Genomic DNA, 16,274 nt, shown 5'->3' on the forward strand with positions numbered 1-16,274 from the left:
GAGCGAACTATGAATGCCATCACCAGATCGGGGACCGATGTCGTCGTCGAGGCGACCTGCGTGCGGCTCAATGCCAAAGCCGCCGATGCGGCGGCGATCGCGCCGTCCATCGAGAAACACTCGCTCACGCGGCAACCACACGAAGTCGTGGTTGCGATCGAAGCCGCGGGCGTCAACCCGTCGGACGTCAAGGCCGCCACGGGATTGATGCCCTATGCGGTGTTCCCAAGAACCCCGGGCCGTGATTTTTCCGGGCGGGTGGTCGAAGGGCCGGACGCATTGATCGGAAAAGCCGTGTTCGGTTCGTCGGGCGACCTCGGAATCCGCCGCGACGGTACGCACGCCAGCCATGTCGTCGTCGAGGCCGCGGCCCTGGTCGAAAAGCCGGACGGCATTTCCATGGATGAGGCTGCAGGGATCGGCGTACCGTTCGTGACAGCCATCGAAGGCTTTCGGCGAGCCGGCGCGCCGAAACCCGGTGAACATGTCCTCATCATGGGCGTCAACGGCAAGGTCGGGCAGGCTGCGGTCCAGCTTGCGACCTGGCAAGGCGCCAGGGTGATCGGCGTGGTGCGCAAGGACGAACCCTACGAAGGCCACGCCAACGCCCCGATCCAAATCATCAATTCCTCGACGGCCGACGTCGCGGAGCGTGTGCGCGAACTGACCGACGGCCACGGAGCCGATATCGTCTTCAACACGGTCGGTGACCCCTATTTCGACGATGCGCATCATTCGCTTGCAAAGGCCGGGCGGCAGATCCTGATTGCCACGACCAACCAGACGGTCAAATTCAACATCCTGGAATTCTATCGCGGACGGCACACTTACCTCGGCGTCGACACGCTTGCGTTTTCCACGATCGAAAGCGCAGAGCTGCTGCGTAGCGTGCTACCTGGGTTCGCCGGCGGCTTCCTGCGCCCCTATCCGATCGTCCCGTCCTCGATCTACCCGCTCGCTGAGACGAAGGCGGCCTACACCGCAGTGATCGGATCATCGCGCAACCGCGTCGTCCTGCGACCGGGAGCCTGATCATGAATGTCGTTCGCTTCGTCAGGGAATGCGGCGCTCGTGCTGGTCGACCACCAGGTCGGGCTCATTGACGCAATCCGAAACGTATTGCGATCATGATCGCCGATCATCCACAGTTCGGAACGCATAGTCGGCCACTACACCCGCGACGTCGCCCGGGAGGACGACGTCATCCGGACGTTTGCTCGGCTGACGACGAAGAGCTAGAAGGTGCGCCGCCGGGGTTTTGCCGGAGCAGAACGAAGCCAGATTGGAAAACCGCCAAGGGATCTTGGAAAACTCCTTGGTCTAGATTACGAAAAGATCAACAAAATCAATATGCGGACGTGGCGAAACTGGTAGACGCAAGGGACTTAAAATCCCTCGACGGCAACGTCATGTGGGTTCGAGTCCCACCGCCCGCACCAGCCTGTTGCGCACCGCTCTTACTTCTTGGCCTTCGCCTTCTTTGCCTTGGCCTTCTTCGTCGTCCTGGCCTTGGTTTTCTTTGCCTCTGCGGCCTTAGCCGGCTTCCTCGCCTTCTTCGCCGATTTCTTGGCTGACGTCTTGGCGACTTTCTTGGCCGATGTTTTCGTGGCTTTCTTCGTGGCTTTCTTGGGCACTTTCTTGACGGCTGTCTTCGTCGACACCCCGCCAGCCACACTGGACTGTTGCGCCGCGCCGCCACCGCCTCCGCTGCCCGTCGGACGGGGCGGCACCGGCTCCTCCATCCAGAAATCCAGCTCCTGCTCCTTGCCGCCGCCGGGCTTCCAGCCGTCGAGCGAATAAATCTGATCCGGATTGCCGCCGCTGCCGAGATAGCCGCGCCAGGAATAGTGGTCGTAGACGCCGTTGATGTGCAGCGCATAGGCCTGGGCAAGCTGCTTGTTGCCGCGGATGATCACGAGATTCTCGTCGTTCTTCTCCGAAGCGGCGACCGAGAAATTGTGCGATCCGGTGATGACGGCGCAATTGTCGGAGAACGGATCGATCACGATGGTCTTGGAGTGAACGATCGCGATCATCCCGGCGTTGCGGATCTGCTGGACGCTGAACTCGACGTCGGCCCATGAGGGTTCGTTGGTCGCGCTCACACCATGCGGCAGCTGGACGTCGTCATGGAAGGATTGCTTCGGTGCGCCCGATTTGACGACCTCCCCTCCGACCGAAACGATGTCGCCGTTCTTGCTGGCCATCATGGTCGACACCACGCCACGGACATAGATGTCGTTCTGCTGTGCGCGGACCAGCAGGGCATCCAGCAACGGCGATTGACCCGGCATGAACATCAGGAAGAGCGCGCCGTCCTTGGCGTTCTTGATGAGGTCCAGCACCGGCTTGAACTCCGCCTCGCCGTTGGTCGCGGCGAAGAAGACCGAAATGTTGCTGTCGCTGGTCGGACTGGAATTCGACGTCTTGAGCGCGGGCGGCATGGCATTGCCCGCGGCGACCAGCTTGCCCCACTGATCGAGGTAGCGCTTGGCGATCACCGCATTCTCGATGATCAGCACGTTGTTGAGCTGCGTGCACAGCCCGGTGGTGGTCCAGTTGGTGCTGCCGGTGAGCACGCGGATCGCGTTGCCATGCGCGTCGCTCTCGACCACGAACTTGTTGTGGACGCTCGGTGACGACCTGCCCGCATTCGACAGATCGCGATGCTTGACCGTCAGGCCGGCGCCACTGAGCTCGCCCGCGATGTTCGGCTTGGTCGCACTGCCATTGCCGAGCAGAACGTTGCCGCGGCTGCCGAACGGTTTCAGCGCGCCGACCAACTCCTCGTCATTCATCTCGTAGATGGCGGCATGGATCTGGCTGCCGCGGAGATCGGCATCGTGCAAGAAGGCCAGGATCTCGTGCAGGGCGTCGCCTGAAAGGTAGCGGCGCGCCTGGTTGGCCGGGTCGGACAGGCCCTTGACGAAATTGCGCAGCGCGTCGTCGGACGTATCGCCCTGCACGAAGCGGCTGACGATCTGCGACATCAGGGTGCCGCGGTTGAAATAAGCCGACAAGCCGCCGCCCGCATCGCCCGAAGCAACCGTCGGCGTCGTCCAGGCCGTCACCGTGGCCGCATCGGGCGTGAAAGTCCCGTTCGCGCCGCCCTTCATTGCGGTGACGCGATACGAGACATTCTCCGTATCGACGACGCTGTGATCGGCCCAGATGCAGCGCCGGAACGGCGATTGCGTCGAGGATATGCCGGCGTCCGCGACCGGTTTCTCGCCGGGCTTCGGCGGAATGCGGTTGGACAGCACGGTCGTCTGTTGCGTGATGTTGTTGCGCCGCTCGAGCTGGAAGCCGACCCAGTCGTTGGACCAGGTGTCCGGCTGCCAGGCGATCAGGATATCATCGGCGTTCGCGTAGGCCTTGACATTGATGGTCATCGCAATTTCCCCGAGGCTGGGTATCGGCCCGGCGGACAATACTCCGCAAACCTTGGGTAGTTTGTGAAATAGACGACAACTGTTCGTGCAAATCGGCGCGGCGCGGCGCGCCGGGCGTCGAGCCTTACTCGAACGCCAGTCCCAGCCGCTTCTGCTTCTTCCATACGATGCGGGACGGCCACCGCTGGCCGTCGACGCCGAGGGTGAAGCGGTCGGGAAACCACAGCGGCGAGTTCACTTCGATGCAGGCGCCCTGAGGCGAGAGATTCCGCACCGTGCAGGCGATCACTTCATTGCCGAACTCGATCGCTCCCGACTTGAGGACGCGGCGGCGTGCGCCGGAACGGCGCTTCTCGGTCGGCATTGGCTGTTGCGCGCTGGCCGGTGCGGGCCCGCTATGGTCGTCGGCCATGGGCCCGTCGCGGTAGGTACACAAGTCGGCGGTCAGACTACGACACAATACTGACGGGAACCTTAAGGCCGCCGCTATCCAAATTGGTATGCCACGCGCCCGCCCACGGCCTGAGCAGGCGGCGTCACGATGCCTGCATCACCTGATCGTGTTTTGAGGGTGTGGCAGGGTTCACATGCCGCGATCGCCACGTGATGTAGTGTCGGCGCATTGGAAATTCCGGCCGCACATTTCGCGGCCCTCAGATTTCGAGATCAATGTGTTGGAGATAGGCGATGACGATTGCGGATCGCAATCAGATTGTCGGCAATGCCGCGCCCGATCACGGTGCTTCCATCCTCGAACACGGCGACGACGCGGCTCACTGCAGCAACGGGCTTAACGCACAGAGATTCCTCGATGCGACGCCCAACGAGCGCGCGATCTACCGGCGATGGATTCGCAGCGCGATCGCGGCGTGCGGATTGTTGGCGTTCGCCGCGGGCGCAATGGTCTGGATGAACGGCGCCGGCGTCGGACAGACCCAGCTCACGAGCCTGTCGAGCACGAGCAACGCTAAATCGGGCCACTAGATTAGCCGCCGTCGCGGCGCGGCTGCGCGAAACGAAAACGGCCGGGACAAGTCCCGGCCGTTTGTATTGCGTCAAGCCGCAAGCCTACTCGGACTTGTCGATATTCCAGAAGATCGGCGTTGCCGGACCATCGAGCACACCGGACAGCGACTTCCGCCATGCGCTCGGACCCTGATACTGACCGAGCGGAATATAGATGACCTGCTCGTAGGCTTCCTTCTGGATATCGGCCGCGATCTTCTTCTGCTCGTCGAGCGACGGCGCGCGAACGAAGGCGTCCTTCAGCTGTTCGATCTTCGGATCGTCGGCCCAGCCGAACCATCCGCCATTCTTGCCCTGGCCGCCGATCGAGAGGTTGGCGATCGGGTTGGAGACGTCGGCACTGACCCAGTTGGTGAAGAACATGTTCCAGCCGCCATCCTTCGGCGCCTTCTGGCTGGCGCGGCGGGTCACCACTGTCTGCCAGTCGGTGGCCTGCAGGTCGACCTTGAAGCCGGCGTCGCGCAGTTGCTGGGCGACAACAACCGGCTGCGCCTTGAGCGTGGTGACGTCGCCCGGCGCCATGATGACGACGGGCGTGCCATCATAGCCCGACTCGGCAAGCGCCTTCTTGGCCGCCGCCATGTCGCCGCCCTTCAACAAGGTCTCGCCGCCGACTTCGGACGCGAACGGCGTGTCGCAGATGAAGAAGGCGACGCAGGTCTTGTAGTATTTCGGATTGCCGACCAGCGCGTCGAGCACCTGCTTCTGGTTGATCGCCATCAGCGCCGCCTGGCGAACCTTGATGTTGTCGAACGGCGGATAGAGGAAGTTCATGCGGCCGAGCGTCTGGAAGCCGAACTTGTTCAGCGTCTCGACCTTCAGGTCCTTGTCGCCTTCCAGGATCGACAACGTGTCGAACGACGGGTTCTCCAGGAAATCGATGTCGCCGGACTGCAGCGCGTTCATCGCAGTCTGCGCGTCGGCCATCGTGACCCACTCGACGCGGTCAACCTTCACGACCTTGCCGCCCGCGGTCCAGCTCGCCGGCTCCTTGCGCGGCACGTAGTCCGTGTTCTTGACATAGACCGCCTTCACGCCAGGCTGGAATTCGGCCTGGACGAACTTGAACGGGCCCGAACCGATCTGCTCCGGGATCGGCTTGTCCGGCGGGGTTTCGGCCAGCCGCTTCGGCATCATGAAGGCAACGCGCGACGACGGCTTGCCGATCGAATCCAGCACCAGGCCGTAGGGCTCCTTCAGCTTCAGCGTGATCGTCTTCGCGTCGGTGGCCTCTAAGCTCGCCGTGAAATCCATCAGCTTCTGGCCCATGCCGTCGACCTTGGCCCAGCGCTTCAGCGAAGCGACGCAGTCTTCCGCGGTCACCGGCGTTCCGTCGTGCCACTTCAGGCCATCGCGCAGCGTGAATGTGTAAGTGAGCTTGTCGTCAGACACCTTCCAGTCGGCCATCTGCGGCTGGATCTTGAAGTTGGAGTCGGTCGCGACCAGCGTGTCGTAGACCATGTAGCCATGGTCTCGCGTGATATAGGCCGTGGTCAGGATCGGATCGATGACGCGCAGATCCGAATGCATCACCGCGGTGATGGTCTTGCCCGCGGCCATCGCCTGCGGCGCAAAGGACAATTCCTGCGGCGCGAACGACAGCGCGAGCGCCGTCAACGCAGCCGCTAGCGTGCGGTGCTTCCAACGCGAGATAGGGAACATGCAATTTCTCCTGACGTGTAACTGGTCAAAGCCGGCTTATTCGTTATGCATGCGGTTCGTTATTTAGGCGAACTAACATGCTGTATGGCTTGTGAAATCGAGACTTGCATCAAGCGCAATGCGCGTCAATCGGTTTCCGGCAGGATCGAACGTATACGAACGAATGAACCGCTGGTGCAGCGCATTTGACTTTACAAACTCGTCTTCCGAGCTTTTCGTACGGCACGCGAACGCGTATCGGCGCGCACAAACAACAAGAGAGAAAAGACATGAACCCCGCCAATCTTCCTTTTGATTCCGAAGCGATGCTGCAGGGGCTGCGCAGCTGGGTGGAATGCGAGAGTCCGACATGGGATGCGGCCGCAGTCGAGCGCATGCTCGACCTCGCCGCGCGCGAGATGGCGGTGATGGGTGCGACGATCGAACGCATCGCGGGACGCCAGGGCTTCGCTGGCTGCGTCCGCGCCCGTTTTCCCCATCCGAAACAAGGTCAGCCCGGCATCCTCATCGCCGGCCATCTGGACACCGTGCACCCGGTCGGCACCATCGAAAAGCTGGCGTGGCGGCGCGAAGGCAACAAGTGCTTCGGGCCCGGTATCTTCGACATGAAGGGCGGCAACTATCTGTCGATCGAGGCGATCCGGCAGTTGGCGCGCGCGTCCTTTACGACGCCGCTGCCGATCACGGTGCTGTTCACGCCCGATGAAGAGGTCGGCACGCCGTCGACGCGCGTCATCATCGAGGCCGAAGCCGCGCGCAACAAATACGTGCTGGTGCCCGAGCCCGGCCGGCCGAACAACGGCGTCGTCACCGGCCGCTACGCAATCGCGCGCTTCAATCTGGAAGCTGTCGGCAAGCCAAGCCATGCCGGCGCGACACTCTCCTCGGGCCGTTCCGCGATCCGCGAAATGGCCCGGCAAATCATTGCCATCGACGGCATGACCACCGAAGACTGCACCTTCTCGGTCGGCATCGTGCATGGCGGGCAATGGGTCAATTGCGTCGCAACGACCTGCACCGGCGAAGCGCTCAGCATGGCCAAGCGCCAGGCCGATCTCGACCGCGGCGTCGAGCGCATGCTGGCGCTGTCGGGTACGGCAAATGACGTGACATTCAAGGTCACGCGCGGCGTCACGCGCCCGGTGTGGGAGCCGGATGCCGGCACCATGGCCCTCTATGAAAAGGCAAAGCGTCTCGCCGCCGATATGGGTCTTGATTTGCCGCATGGCAGCGCCGGCGGCGGCTCTGACGGCAACTTCACTGGCGCGATGGGCATCCCGACCCTCGACGGCCTCGGCGTACGGGGCGCCGACGCCCACACTTTGAACGAACATATCGAAGTCGAGAGCCTCGCCGAGCGTGGCCGCCTGATGGCGGCACTGCTGGCGACGCTCGATTAACTCGATTTGCACTGCACAACACGTTGGCACTGCCGGACCGAAATTTAGCCTTGTCCAATTTTTTGGCTTCGCCTACGGTCCGGCCGTCCAACACGACGATGCGGGAGAGATCGAAGCGACAACATTCGTGTTGTGCTTCGGCGCCGACGGAGCAACCGCCCCGGAAACTCTCAGGCAAAAGGACTGTATCGTCAGGACGATCTGGAGAGAGACGGCATGGCCAAATGGAAACGGCCATGACGTCCACCGAAGGGGATAGTCTGCCATCGGGCCGAGGCCCGATGCGGATCAAGCTCTCAGGTACCGTGACAGATGGGGCGTCGAAACAGCCGGTTTCACCGGTGGTTCGGCGACTCTAACCCACGGGAGCCTGAAGACCACCATGCCTCACATCGCAATCATTGGCGCCGGCATCACCGGCGTGACGACGGCCTATGCCCTGCTCGAACGCGGCTACCGGGTGACTGTCCTCGACAGGCATCGCTACGCCGCGATGGAAACCTCGTTCGCCAACGGCGGACAGCTTTCCGCCAGCAATGCGGAGGTGTGGAACAGCGCCGCGACCATCCTCAAGGGGTTGCGCTGGATGCTTCGAAGCGACGCGCCGCTGCTGATGAATCCGAAGCCGAGCTGGCACAAATACTCCTGGATCGGCGAGTTCGTCGGCCACATCGGCCGCTATCGCACCAACACCATCGAGACCACGCGGCTCGCAATCGAAGCGCGCAAGCATCTGTTCTCGATCGCACAGCGCGAGAATATCGCCTTCGATCTCGAACGCCGCGGCATCCTGCACGTCTATCACGACAAGGCCGGATTCGAGGCGGGCCTGCGCGTCAACACGCTGCTGCAACAAGGCGGGCTCGACCGCCGGCCGGTGACGGCGGACGAAATCCGCAGCATCGAACCCGCGCTGCAGACGACCTGCTATGGCGGCTTCTTCACGCCGTCGGACGCGACCGGCGATATCCACAAGTTCACGCGCGGGCTCGCCGACGCCTGCATCCGCCGCGGTGCGAGCTTCGTCCATGAAGCCGATGTCGATGCGATCGCGCGCGGCGACGACGGCTTCCGCATCGGCTGGAACGAAGCCGCTTCGCACGATGCTGGCGTCGCGACGCGACATGAGTTGCAGGCGGACGGCATCGTGATTTGCGCCGGCGTCGCGAGCCGCCACTTCGCAGGCCTGCTCAACGACCGCGTCAACGTCTATCCGGTGAAGGGCTATTCGATCACCGTGCAGCTCGATGCGCCGCAAAGCCGGGACGCTGCGCCAACCGTCAGCCTGCTCGATGAGGCGGCGAAAATCGTCACCAGCCGGCTCGGCGCGGACCGCTTCCGCGTCGCCGGCACGGCCGAGTTCAACGGCTTCAACCGCGACATCCGCGCAGACCGCATCCAGCCGCTGGTGGATTGGGTGCGGCAGCATTTTCCCGGCATCGACACCTCGAGGGTCGTGCCGTGGGCCGGCCTGCGCCCGATGATGCCGAACATGATGCCGGTGGTGCGCGCCGGACGGTTTCCGGGCGTGTTCTACAACACCGGCCACGGTCATCTCGGCTGGACGCTGTCGGCTGCGACGGCGCAGATGGTGGCAGGCGCGATCGATGACTGGCGCGACCTCGACACGCCTTCAATGGTGCCGTCGCAGGTCGATGTGACCGAGACCGCCCGCGCAGCTTTCCCCTAATTATCCGGCCGACGAGGAAGAATATGAGCGTATTTGCGTGTGGCCAAGTCGGAATTCGCTGAGAAACACCGCATGACAACGACTAGCGTCACATTGGGGAAAAGCGCTTCAGCGCGGGAGGGGACAATGCGCATTGGGGTGGCGGACACGCACGAGACGTTGACCAAGCCGGATCAGATTGCCGCAGAGCTGTGCGCGGCCGTCGATCGAAACTTCGACGATCAGATCGCGTTCCTGTCGCGCATGGTGCAGTTCCGCAGCTTGCGCGGACAGGAAGCCCCACAGCAACATTGGCTGGCGGAGCAATTCGCAAAGCGCCGCTACGACGTCGATACGTTCAGCCTTGCCGACGTCAACCTGATGAGTCATCCGAAGGCTGCACCGATGGACGGCATCGACCTTGCCGGATCGCAGCAGGTCGTTGCGACGCTCGACAGCAAAGGCAGCGGACGCAGCCTGATCCTGCAAGGTCATATCGACGTGGTGCCGGAGGGGCCCGCCGATCTTTGGGAACAACCGCCGTTCTCGGGCGCCGTGCACGACGGCTGGATGTTCGGGCGCGGCGCGCAAGACATGAAGGCCGGTGTCTCGGCAATGATCTTCGCGCTCGATGCTTTCAGAGACGCCGGCTATGCCCCGGGCGGACGCGTCCATCTGCAAACCGTGACCGAGGAAGAGAGCACCGGCAACGGCGCGCTGTCGACCTTGATGCGCGGCTATCGCGCCGACGCCTGCCTGATTCCCGAACCGACCGGACACACGCTCACGCGCGCCCAGGTCGGCGCCGTCTGGTTTCGACTGCGCGTCCGCGGCACGCCGGTGCATGTCGCCTATTCGGAAGCCGGTACGAGCGCCATCCTGTCGGCGATGCATCTGGTGCGCGCATTCCAGGATTACACCAGGGCGCTCAATGCCCGGGCGCTCGACAACAGCTGGTTCCGCAGCGTCAAGAATCCGATCAAGTTCAACGTCGGGATCATCAAGGGCGGCGATTGGGCCAGTTCGACCGCGGCCTGGTGCGAACTGGATTGCCGGCTTGGTCTCTTGCCGGGCGAAACACCCCAGCAGGCGATGCGCGGCATCGAGGAATGCCTGACGGAGGCGCACAAGGCCGACGACTTCCTGTCCGATAATCCGGCCGAGCTCGTGTGGAGCGGTTTTCAGGCAGACGCAGCGGTGTGCGAGCCTGGCAGCGAAGCGGAAGCAGCCCTGTCGGCAGCACATCATTCCATCTTCCAGGCTCCGATGCAGGAGCGCCTGTCCACCGCCGTCAACGACACCCGCTACTATTGCGTCGACTACGGCATCCCTGCCCTTTGCTATGGTCCGTACGGTATCGGCCCGCATGCGTTCAACGAACGTGTCGAGCTCGACAGCCTTCGCAAGACAACGCAGAGCATCGCACTGTTCGTCGCCAATTGGTGCGGCGTGGTGAAAGCGTGAATGGACTTGCCGTTTCAGGTCGGTGGCACATGGCGACATGTGCAATTCGAAATAGCAACTTCAGACCAAAGGAGGCCGCCAACGGCCTGAACCGCGCCTTGATATGACGTCTCCATTGGCACAGTATTTGCCTGCAAATTCATCACGTTCGCGCTAGTCTTGAGACAAGACGCAGAAGCGCATGAGACACATCACGGGGACACCATGAGTATGATGCGGCCCAGCCTTCGCTTCGCACCATCTGACGGCAGGAGATAGCAGCGATGATCGGCTATCTCCTCCGCCGCATCCTCGCCGCCATTCCCGTGATGGGCGTGGTGGCTCTGTTCGTGTTCCTGTTGCTGCGGCTGACGCCGGGTGACCCGGCCGCAATTCTTGCCGGCGACAATGCGACACCGGAACAGCTCGACCGTATACGCACCTCGCTCGGTCTCAACGAGCCGATCTACATCCAGTTTTATACCTGGGTCGCCAAGCTGCTGCACGGCGACCTCGGCGTCTCCCTGATCTCGAACAAGCCGATCCTCGAAATGATCGGTCCGCGCCTCGAGCCCTCGATCTCGGTCGCACTCGCCACCATCGTGCTTTCGATCCTGGTGGCGGTGCCGCTTGGCGTGATCGCGGCATGGAAACACGGCACCTGGATCGATCGCTGCGTGATGGGGCTGTCGGTGCTCGGCTTCTCGGTGCCGGTGTTCGTGATCGGCTATGTGCTGATCCAGGTGTTTGCGATCGATCTGCGTTGGGTGCCGGTGCAGGGCTTCAAGAGCATCTCGGCCGGCTTCGGTCCGTTCTTCGAACGCATCATCCTGCCGACCTGCACGCTCTCCTTCATCTATGTCGCGTTGATCGCACGCATGACACGGGCCTCGATGCTCGATGTGCTGGGTGAGGATTACGTGCGCACCGCGCGGGCCAAGGGCATCGGCGAGACCGGTGTGCTGCTGCGCCATGCGCTGCGCAACGCCGCGGTTCCGGTCATCACCGTGATCGGTTCCGGTTTCGCGCTGCTGATCTCGGGCGTGGTCGTCACCGAGAGCGTGTTCAACCTGCCCGGCATCGGCCGCCTCACCGTCGATGCGGTGCTGGCGCGCGACTATCCGGTGATCCAGGCCATGATCCTTTTGACATCGGGTATCTATGTCGCGGTCAATCTCTTGATCGACCTCGCTTACACCCTGCTCGATCCTCGTATCCGGTACTGAGCAATGGCGATCGAAACCCTTCCCGAATCCTCCATCCCCGTCACCCGGCCGTTCCGCGTCAAGTTCGGCTTCCTGGCGTCGACGCCGATCATCGCGGTTGCAACGATCTGCCTCGTCCTGATCATCCTGATGGCGATCTTCGCGCCGCTGCTCGCGCCGCACGATCCGTTGTTGCTGACGCCGTCGCAGCGGCTGAAGCCGTCGAGCGCGCAATACCTGCTCGGCACCGACGCCTATGGACGCGACCTGCTGTCGCGCGTCATCTATGGCGCACGGATCTCGCTGTTGATCGGGCTCGGCGCCGCCGTCTGCTCGATCGCCATCGGGCTCCTGATCGGCCTCGTCGCCGGCTTCTTCCGCTGGGTCGATGCGGTGATGATGCGCGTGATGGACGGCTTGATGGCGATCCCCGCTATCCTGCTCGCGATCGCCGTGGTGTCGCTGTCCGGCGCCAGCATCTGGACCGTGATGGTCGCGATCACCATCCCCGAGATCCCGCGCGTGGCGCGGCTGGTGCGCTCGGTGGTGCTGACCGCGCGCGAGGAGCCCTATGTCGAGGCCGCGATCTCGCTGGGCTCAAGCCTGCCGAAGATCATGTGGCGGCATTTGATGCCGAACACGATCGCGCCGCTGATCGTGCAAGGCACCTATGTCTGCGCATCCGCGATCCTGACCGAGGCGATCCTGTCGTTCCTCGGCGCCGGCATCTCGCCGGAAACGCCGACCTGGGGCAACATCATGGCCGAGGGCCGTGCCTATTTCCAGGTCAAGCCGTCGCTGATCTTCTGGCCGGGGCTGCTGCTCTCGATCGCCATTCTCAGCGTCAACCTGATCGGCGACGCCGCGCGCGACGCGCTCGATCCCCGCATGAAACAGCGTGAGGGCAAGTGACGGCTTCAATACCAATTGAAGCCGTCATTCCGGGATGGTGCGTTAGCACCAGACCCGGAATCTCGAGATTCCGGGTTCGATGCCTCGCATCGCCCCGGAATGACGCAAGACGAAATCTGTCGCTATCACTCGCAACGCCGGTGGAACCAGCCTGATGACCAACGTCGTCCTCGACATCAACAATCTCGTCGTCGGTCTCGGCCGCAAGGCGGACGCGCACCGCATCATCGACGACCTGTCGCTGCAGGTGCGCGAGGGCGAGACGCTCTGCCTTGTCGGCGAAAGCGGCTCGGGCAAGTCGGTGACCTCTTTGACCACGATGGGCCTGCTGCAGAAGGGCACGCTGGTGCCGTCAGGCGGCAGCGTCAAACTGGTCGGCGAGGAACTGCTCACCGCGACCGACCGGCGGCTGCGCCAGCTGCGCGCGACGCGGATGGCGATGATCTTCCAGGAGCCAATGACCGCGCTCAATCCGGTGGTGCCGGTCGGCCGCCAGATCGACGAGGTGCTGCGCGCCCATACCGATCTCGACTCCCGCGCGCGGCGTCAGAAGATCCTGGCGATGATGGAGCATGTGCGGCTGCCCGATGTGGAGCGCATCTTCTCCTCCTATCCTCACCGCCTCTCGGGCGGACAGCGCCAGCGCATCATGATCGCGATGGCGCTGGTGCTGGAACCAAAGCTCCTGATCGCGGACGAGCCGACCACCGCGCTCGACGTCACCACCCAGAAGCAGATCCTCACGCTGATCCGCGACCTGCAACGCGATCACGGCACGGCGGTTCTGTTCATCACCCACGACATGGGCGTGGTGGCCGAGATCGCCGACCGCGTCGCGGTGATGCGGCACGGCCGGCTGGTCGAGACCGGCCAGCTGCAAGATGTGCTGCGCAACCCGACGATGGAATATACCCGCAACCTGCTGTCCGCGGTGCCGAGCCTCGTGCCGCGCGCGCCGCGGCCGGAGACGAAGGAGCCGGTGGTGCTGGAAGCCAACGAACTCAGCAAGGTCTACCGGGAGCGGTCGCTGTACGGCAAAGCCCGCGAGGTCGCCGCCGCCAGCAACGTCACGCTCACCCTGCGCAAGGGCCGCACGCTCGGCATCGTCGGCGAAAGCGGTTCCGGCAAATCGACGGTGGCGCGCTGCATCGTCCGCCTGATCGATCCGACCTCGGGCGGGGTGCGCCTCGCCGGCCGCGAGATCTCCGACCTGTCGCGCCGGCTGTTGCAGCCGCATCGCCAGAAGATCCAGATCATCTTCCAGGACCCCTACCGCTCGCTCAACCCGCGCGTCACCGTTGGCGAGAGCATCGCGGAAGGCCCGATCAATTACGGCATGCCGCGCAAGGATGCGCTGGCGCGGGCCCGCGAGCTGCTTGAGCTCGTCCATCTGCCGCCCGACGCGATTTCGCGCTATCCGCACCAGTTCTCCGGCGGTCAGCGCCAGCGCATCGCGATCGCGCGCGCGCTGGCGCTCGATCCCGACGTGCTGGTGGCGGATGAGGCGGTGTCCGCGCTCGACGTCTCGGTGCAGGCGCAGGTTCTTAATCTGCTCGACGAAATCCAGCGGCGGCTCGGCATCGCGCTGTTGTTCATCACGCACGATCTGCGCGTCGCCGCACAGATCTGCGACGACGTCGCCGTGATGCAACATGGCCGCGTCGTGGAACAGGGACCGGCGGCCGAGGTGCTGACCAATCCGCAACAGGCCTACACCCGTGCGCTGCTCGAAGCAGCACCGGGGCGCGGGTGGGATTTTGCGAATTTCCGCCCGGTTTCGGAAGGCCTCGTGGCAACGGCCTAGGTCTTTAGACTTAACCTGACGACGTACCTTTGGGCCTTTCAATACGCCCATAGGGCATGCAAATCCGGAGGTGCTCCCCGGCTTGCGCTTGGCGCGACGACACGCTTAACGTCGCGCGCTAGGGCATGGCCTGGAAGGTGGACGCCGGTCTTCCCGAAAGAACACGCTCAAACCAACGAGATCGTGGCGCGAACCGTTCCGTTCGCATCGTGATCGAAGAAACGTATCGAGACCAACTTGATGACCCGCATTGCCGTTGGCGGCTTCCTGCACGAGACCAACACCTTCGCACCGACGAAGGCAACCTATGACGACTTCGTGCACGGCGGCGGCTGGCCGTCGATGACGCATGGCAGCGACGTGCTCAGGGTGATGCGCAAGATCAATGCCGGCCTCGCCGGCTTTGTCGAGGCGGCGGAAGCCAACGGCTGGGAGCTCGCTCCGACTGTTGCGGCCGGCGCGACTCCATCGGCCCATGTCACGAAAGATGCCTTCGAGCGGATCGTCAGGGAGATTGTCGACGGCATTGCCGCTGCGGGGCCGATTGATGGCGTCTATCTCGACCTGCACGGCGCCATGGTGACCGAGCACTATGACGACGGCGAGGGCGAGATCCTCGCCCGCGTGCGCAAGGTGGTCGGCAAGGACATTCCACTGGTCGCGAGCCTCGACCTGCACGCGAACGTCTCGCCCGAAATGATCGCGCATGCCGATGCGCTGATCGCCTACCGCACCTACCCGCATGTCGACATGGCCGACACCGGCCGGGCCTGCGCCAGGCATCTGGCCTTGCTGCTCAAGTCCGGTGAACGACTGGCAAAGGCGTTCCGGCAGCTGCCGTTCCTGATCCCGATCAGCTGGCAATGCACCAACGATCAGCCGGCGAAGAACATCTATCAGCAGCTTGCGTCGCTCGAGAGCGACGCGGTACCGACGCTGTCGTTTGCGTTCGGCTTCCCGGCTGCCGACTTCAGGGACTGCGGCCCGAGCGTGTTTACCTATGGCCGGACGCAGGCCGATGCGGATGCGGCCGCCGACCGGCTCGTCGCATTGGTCGAGGGCCATGAAAACGATTTCGACGGCCGTATCTATTCGCCCGACGACGGCGTGCGGTTGGCGATGGAACTGGCAGCATCGGCGACAAGGCCGATCGTGATCGCCGACACCCAGGACAATCCCGGCGCTGGCGGCACGTCCGACACTACGGGCATGCTGCGGGCGCTGGTGCGCAACAAGGCCAGCGCCGCCACCGGCGTGATCTTCGATCCGCAGTCGGCGAAGGCAGCGCATGAAGCCGGTGTCGGCGCTACCGTCACGCTCGATCTCGGCGGCAAATCCGGCATCGCCGGCGACGCGCCGTACCGCGAGACCTTCGTCGTCGAAAAGCTCTCGGACGGCAGGTTTGTCGCGCCTGGGCCATTCTACGGCGGCCGCGACATGGATATGGGACCCTCGGCTTGCCTGCGGGTCGGCGACGTCCGCGTCGTCGTCGGCTCCTACAAGGCGCAGCTTGCCGACCAGTCGATGTACCGTTATGTCGGCATCGAGCCGACCGCGCAGAAGATCCTGGTCAACAAGAGCTCGGTGCATTTCCGCGCCGATTTCGAGCCGATCGCCGAGAAGCTGCTGATCTGCGCCGCGCCCGGCGCAATGCCGGCCGATACCGCCACACTGCCGTGGAAACATTTGCGTCCCGGCATTCGTATCAAGCCTAACGGCCCCACTTTCACCCCCTCCTCCCCATCACGCACAAACGGATAG

Annotated in this window: 12 protein-coding genes, 1 tRNA gene and 2 riboswitches; of the genes, 10 read left to right on the forward strand and 3 right to left on the reverse strand. The window is 63.5% G+C overall.

Annotated features, from left to right (window positions below):
- Positions 1-9 precede the first annotated feature (9 nt).
- Together JQ573_RS10600 and JQ573_RS10605 are read left to right on the forward strand one after the other, a co-directional pair.
- Positions 10-1,032, forward strand: coding sequence for a zinc-binding alcohol dehydrogenase family protein (locus JQ573_RS10600; protein WP_212309882.1), 1,023 nt, complete (start codon positions 10-12; stop codon positions 1,030-1,032).
- 320 nt (positions 1,033-1,352) lie between these two features.
- A tRNA-Leu gene (locus tag JQ573_RS10605) sits at positions 1,353-1,439 on the forward strand.
- An 18-nt stretch (positions 1,440-1,457) separates the two neighbouring features.
- On the opposite strand, the gene JQ573_RS10610 is transcribed toward JQ573_RS10605, so the two are convergent.
- Positions 1,458-3,392, reverse strand: coding sequence for a phospholipase D-like domain-containing protein (locus tag JQ573_RS10610; protein WP_212309883.1), 1,935 nt, complete (start codon positions 3,390-3,392; stop codon positions 1,458-1,460).
- 124 nt (positions 3,393-3,516) lie between these two features.
- Complete coding sequence (locus JQ573_RS10615) at positions 3,517-3,804, reverse strand: PilZ domain-containing protein (protein WP_249131597.1); 288 nt, start codon at positions 3,802-3,804, stop codon at positions 3,517-3,519.
- A gap of 275 nt (positions 3,805-4,079) precedes the next feature.
- Here JQ573_RS10615 and JQ573_RS10620 point away from each other — a divergent pair, with 275 nt between their 5' ends.
- Positions 4,080-4,376, forward strand: a complete 297-nt coding sequence (locus tag JQ573_RS10620; RefSeq protein WP_212309885.1) for a hypothetical protein — start codon at positions 4,080-4,082, stop codon at positions 4,374-4,376.
- 84 nt (positions 4,377-4,460) lie between these two features.
- Here JQ573_RS10620 and JQ573_RS10625 read toward each other — a convergent pair whose 3' ends face one another.
- Positions 4,461-6,080, reverse strand: coding sequence for an ABC transporter substrate-binding protein (locus tag JQ573_RS10625; protein ID WP_212309886.1), 1,620 nt, complete (start codon positions 6,078-6,080; stop codon positions 4,461-4,463).
- A 269-nt stretch (positions 6,081-6,349) separates the two neighbouring features.
- Between JQ573_RS10625 and JQ573_RS10630 the strand changes: the two genes are divergently transcribed.
- The 7 genes from JQ573_RS10630 (at position 6,350) to JQ573_RS10660 (ending at position 16,274) form a co-directional block, all read left to right on the forward strand.
- Positions 6,350-7,480, forward strand: a complete 1,131-nt coding sequence (locus tag JQ573_RS10630) for a M20/M25/M40 family metallo-hydrolase (RefSeq protein ID WP_212309887.1) — start codon at positions 6,350-6,352, stop codon at positions 7,478-7,480.
- A 91-nt stretch (positions 7,481-7,571) separates the two neighbouring features.
- Positions 7,572-7,676, forward strand: a riboswitch (glycine riboswitch).
- A gap of 3 nt (positions 7,677-7,679) precedes the next feature.
- A riboswitch (glycine riboswitch) is annotated at positions 7,680-7,794 on the forward strand.
- A 68-nt stretch (positions 7,795-7,862) separates the two neighbouring features.
- Positions 7,863-9,170: a D-amino acid dehydrogenase gene (locus JQ573_RS10635; RefSeq protein WP_212309888.1), complete on the forward strand. Its 1,308-nt coding sequence runs from the start codon at positions 7,863-7,865 to the stop codon at positions 9,168-9,170.
- 126 nt (positions 9,171-9,296) lie between these two features.
- Positions 9,297-10,613, forward strand: a complete 1,317-nt coding sequence (locus tag JQ573_RS10640) for an ArgE/DapE family deacylase (RefSeq protein WP_212309889.1) — start codon at positions 9,297-9,299, stop codon at positions 10,611-10,613.
- A gap of 263 nt (positions 10,614-10,876) precedes the next feature.
- Positions 10,877-11,818 carry an ABC transporter permease gene (locus JQ573_RS10645; RefSeq protein WP_212309890.1) on the forward strand — a complete coding sequence of 314 codons (942 nt, stop codon included), beginning with the start codon at positions 10,877-10,879 and terminating at the stop codon, positions 11,816-11,818.
- A 3-nt stretch (positions 11,819-11,821) separates the two neighbouring features.
- Positions 11,822-12,709, forward strand: coding sequence for an ABC transporter permease (locus tag JQ573_RS10650; RefSeq protein WP_176530408.1), 888 nt, complete (start codon positions 11,822-11,824; stop codon positions 12,707-12,709).
- Positions 12,710-12,863: 154 nt separating this feature from the next.
- Entirely contained in the window at positions 12,864-14,513 is a 1,650-nt protein-coding gene (locus JQ573_RS10655; RefSeq protein ID WP_212309891.1) for an ABC transporter ATP-binding protein, read from the forward strand.
- Between the two features lie 240 nt (positions 14,514-14,753).
- Positions 14,754-16,274, forward strand: coding sequence for a M81 family metallopeptidase (locus JQ573_RS10660; protein ID WP_212309892.1), 1,521 nt, complete (start codon positions 14,754-14,756; stop codon positions 16,272-16,274).

This window comes from Bradyrhizobium sp. AUGA SZCCT0105, assembly GCF_018129565.1.
GTDB lineage: Bacteria > Pseudomonadota > Alphaproteobacteria > Rhizobiales > Xanthobacteraceae > Bradyrhizobium.

What these genes read in the sequence shown, in the direction of transcription:
- JQ573_RS10615 (WP_249131597.1), bottom strand. Translation starts at nt 3,804, where the DNA reads ATGGCCGACGACCATAGCGGGCCCGCACCGGCCAGCGCGCAACAGCCA.
- JQ573_RS10620 (WP_212309885.1), top strand. Translation starts at nt 4,080, where the DNA reads ATGACGATTGCGGATCGCAATCAGATTGTCGGCAATGCCGCGCCCGAT.
- JQ573_RS10650 (WP_176530408.1), top strand. Translation starts at nt 11,822, where the DNA reads ATGGCGATCGAAACCCTTCCCGAATCCTCCATCCCCGTCACCCGGCCG.
- JQ573_RS10635 (WP_212309888.1), top strand. Translation starts at nt 7,863, where the DNA reads ATGCCTCACATCGCAATCATTGGCGCCGGCATCACCGGCGTGACGACG.
- JQ573_RS10640 (WP_212309889.1), top strand. Translation starts at nt 9,297, where the DNA reads ATGCGCATTGGGGTGGCGGACACGCACGAGACGTTGACCAAGCCGGAT.
- JQ573_RS10610 (WP_212309883.1), bottom strand. Translation starts at nt 3,392, where the DNA reads ATGACCATCAATGTCAAGGCCTACGCGAACGCCGATGATATCCTGATC.
- JQ573_RS10600 (WP_212309882.1), top strand. Translation starts at nt 10, where the DNA reads ATGAATGCCATCACCAGATCGGGGACCGATGTCGTCGTCGAGGCGACC.
- JQ573_RS10645 (WP_212309890.1), top strand. Translation starts at nt 10,877, where the DNA reads ATGATCGGCTATCTCCTCCGCCGCATCCTCGCCGCCATTCCCGTGATG.
- JQ573_RS10625 (WP_212309886.1), bottom strand. Translation starts at nt 6,080, where the DNA reads ATGTTCCCTATCTCGCGTTGGAAGCACCGCACGCTAGCGGCTGCGTTG.
- JQ573_RS10660 (WP_212309892.1), top strand. Translation starts at nt 14,754, where the DNA reads ATGACCCGCATTGCCGTTGGCGGCTTCCTGCACGAGACCAACACCTTC.
- JQ573_RS10655 (WP_212309891.1), top strand. Translation starts at nt 12,864, where the DNA reads ATGACCAACGTCGTCCTCGACATCAACAATCTCGTCGTCGGTCTCGGC.
- JQ573_RS10630 (WP_212309887.1), top strand. Translation starts at nt 6,350, where the DNA reads ATGAACCCCGCCAATCTTCCTTTTGATTCCGAAGCGATGCTGCAGGGG.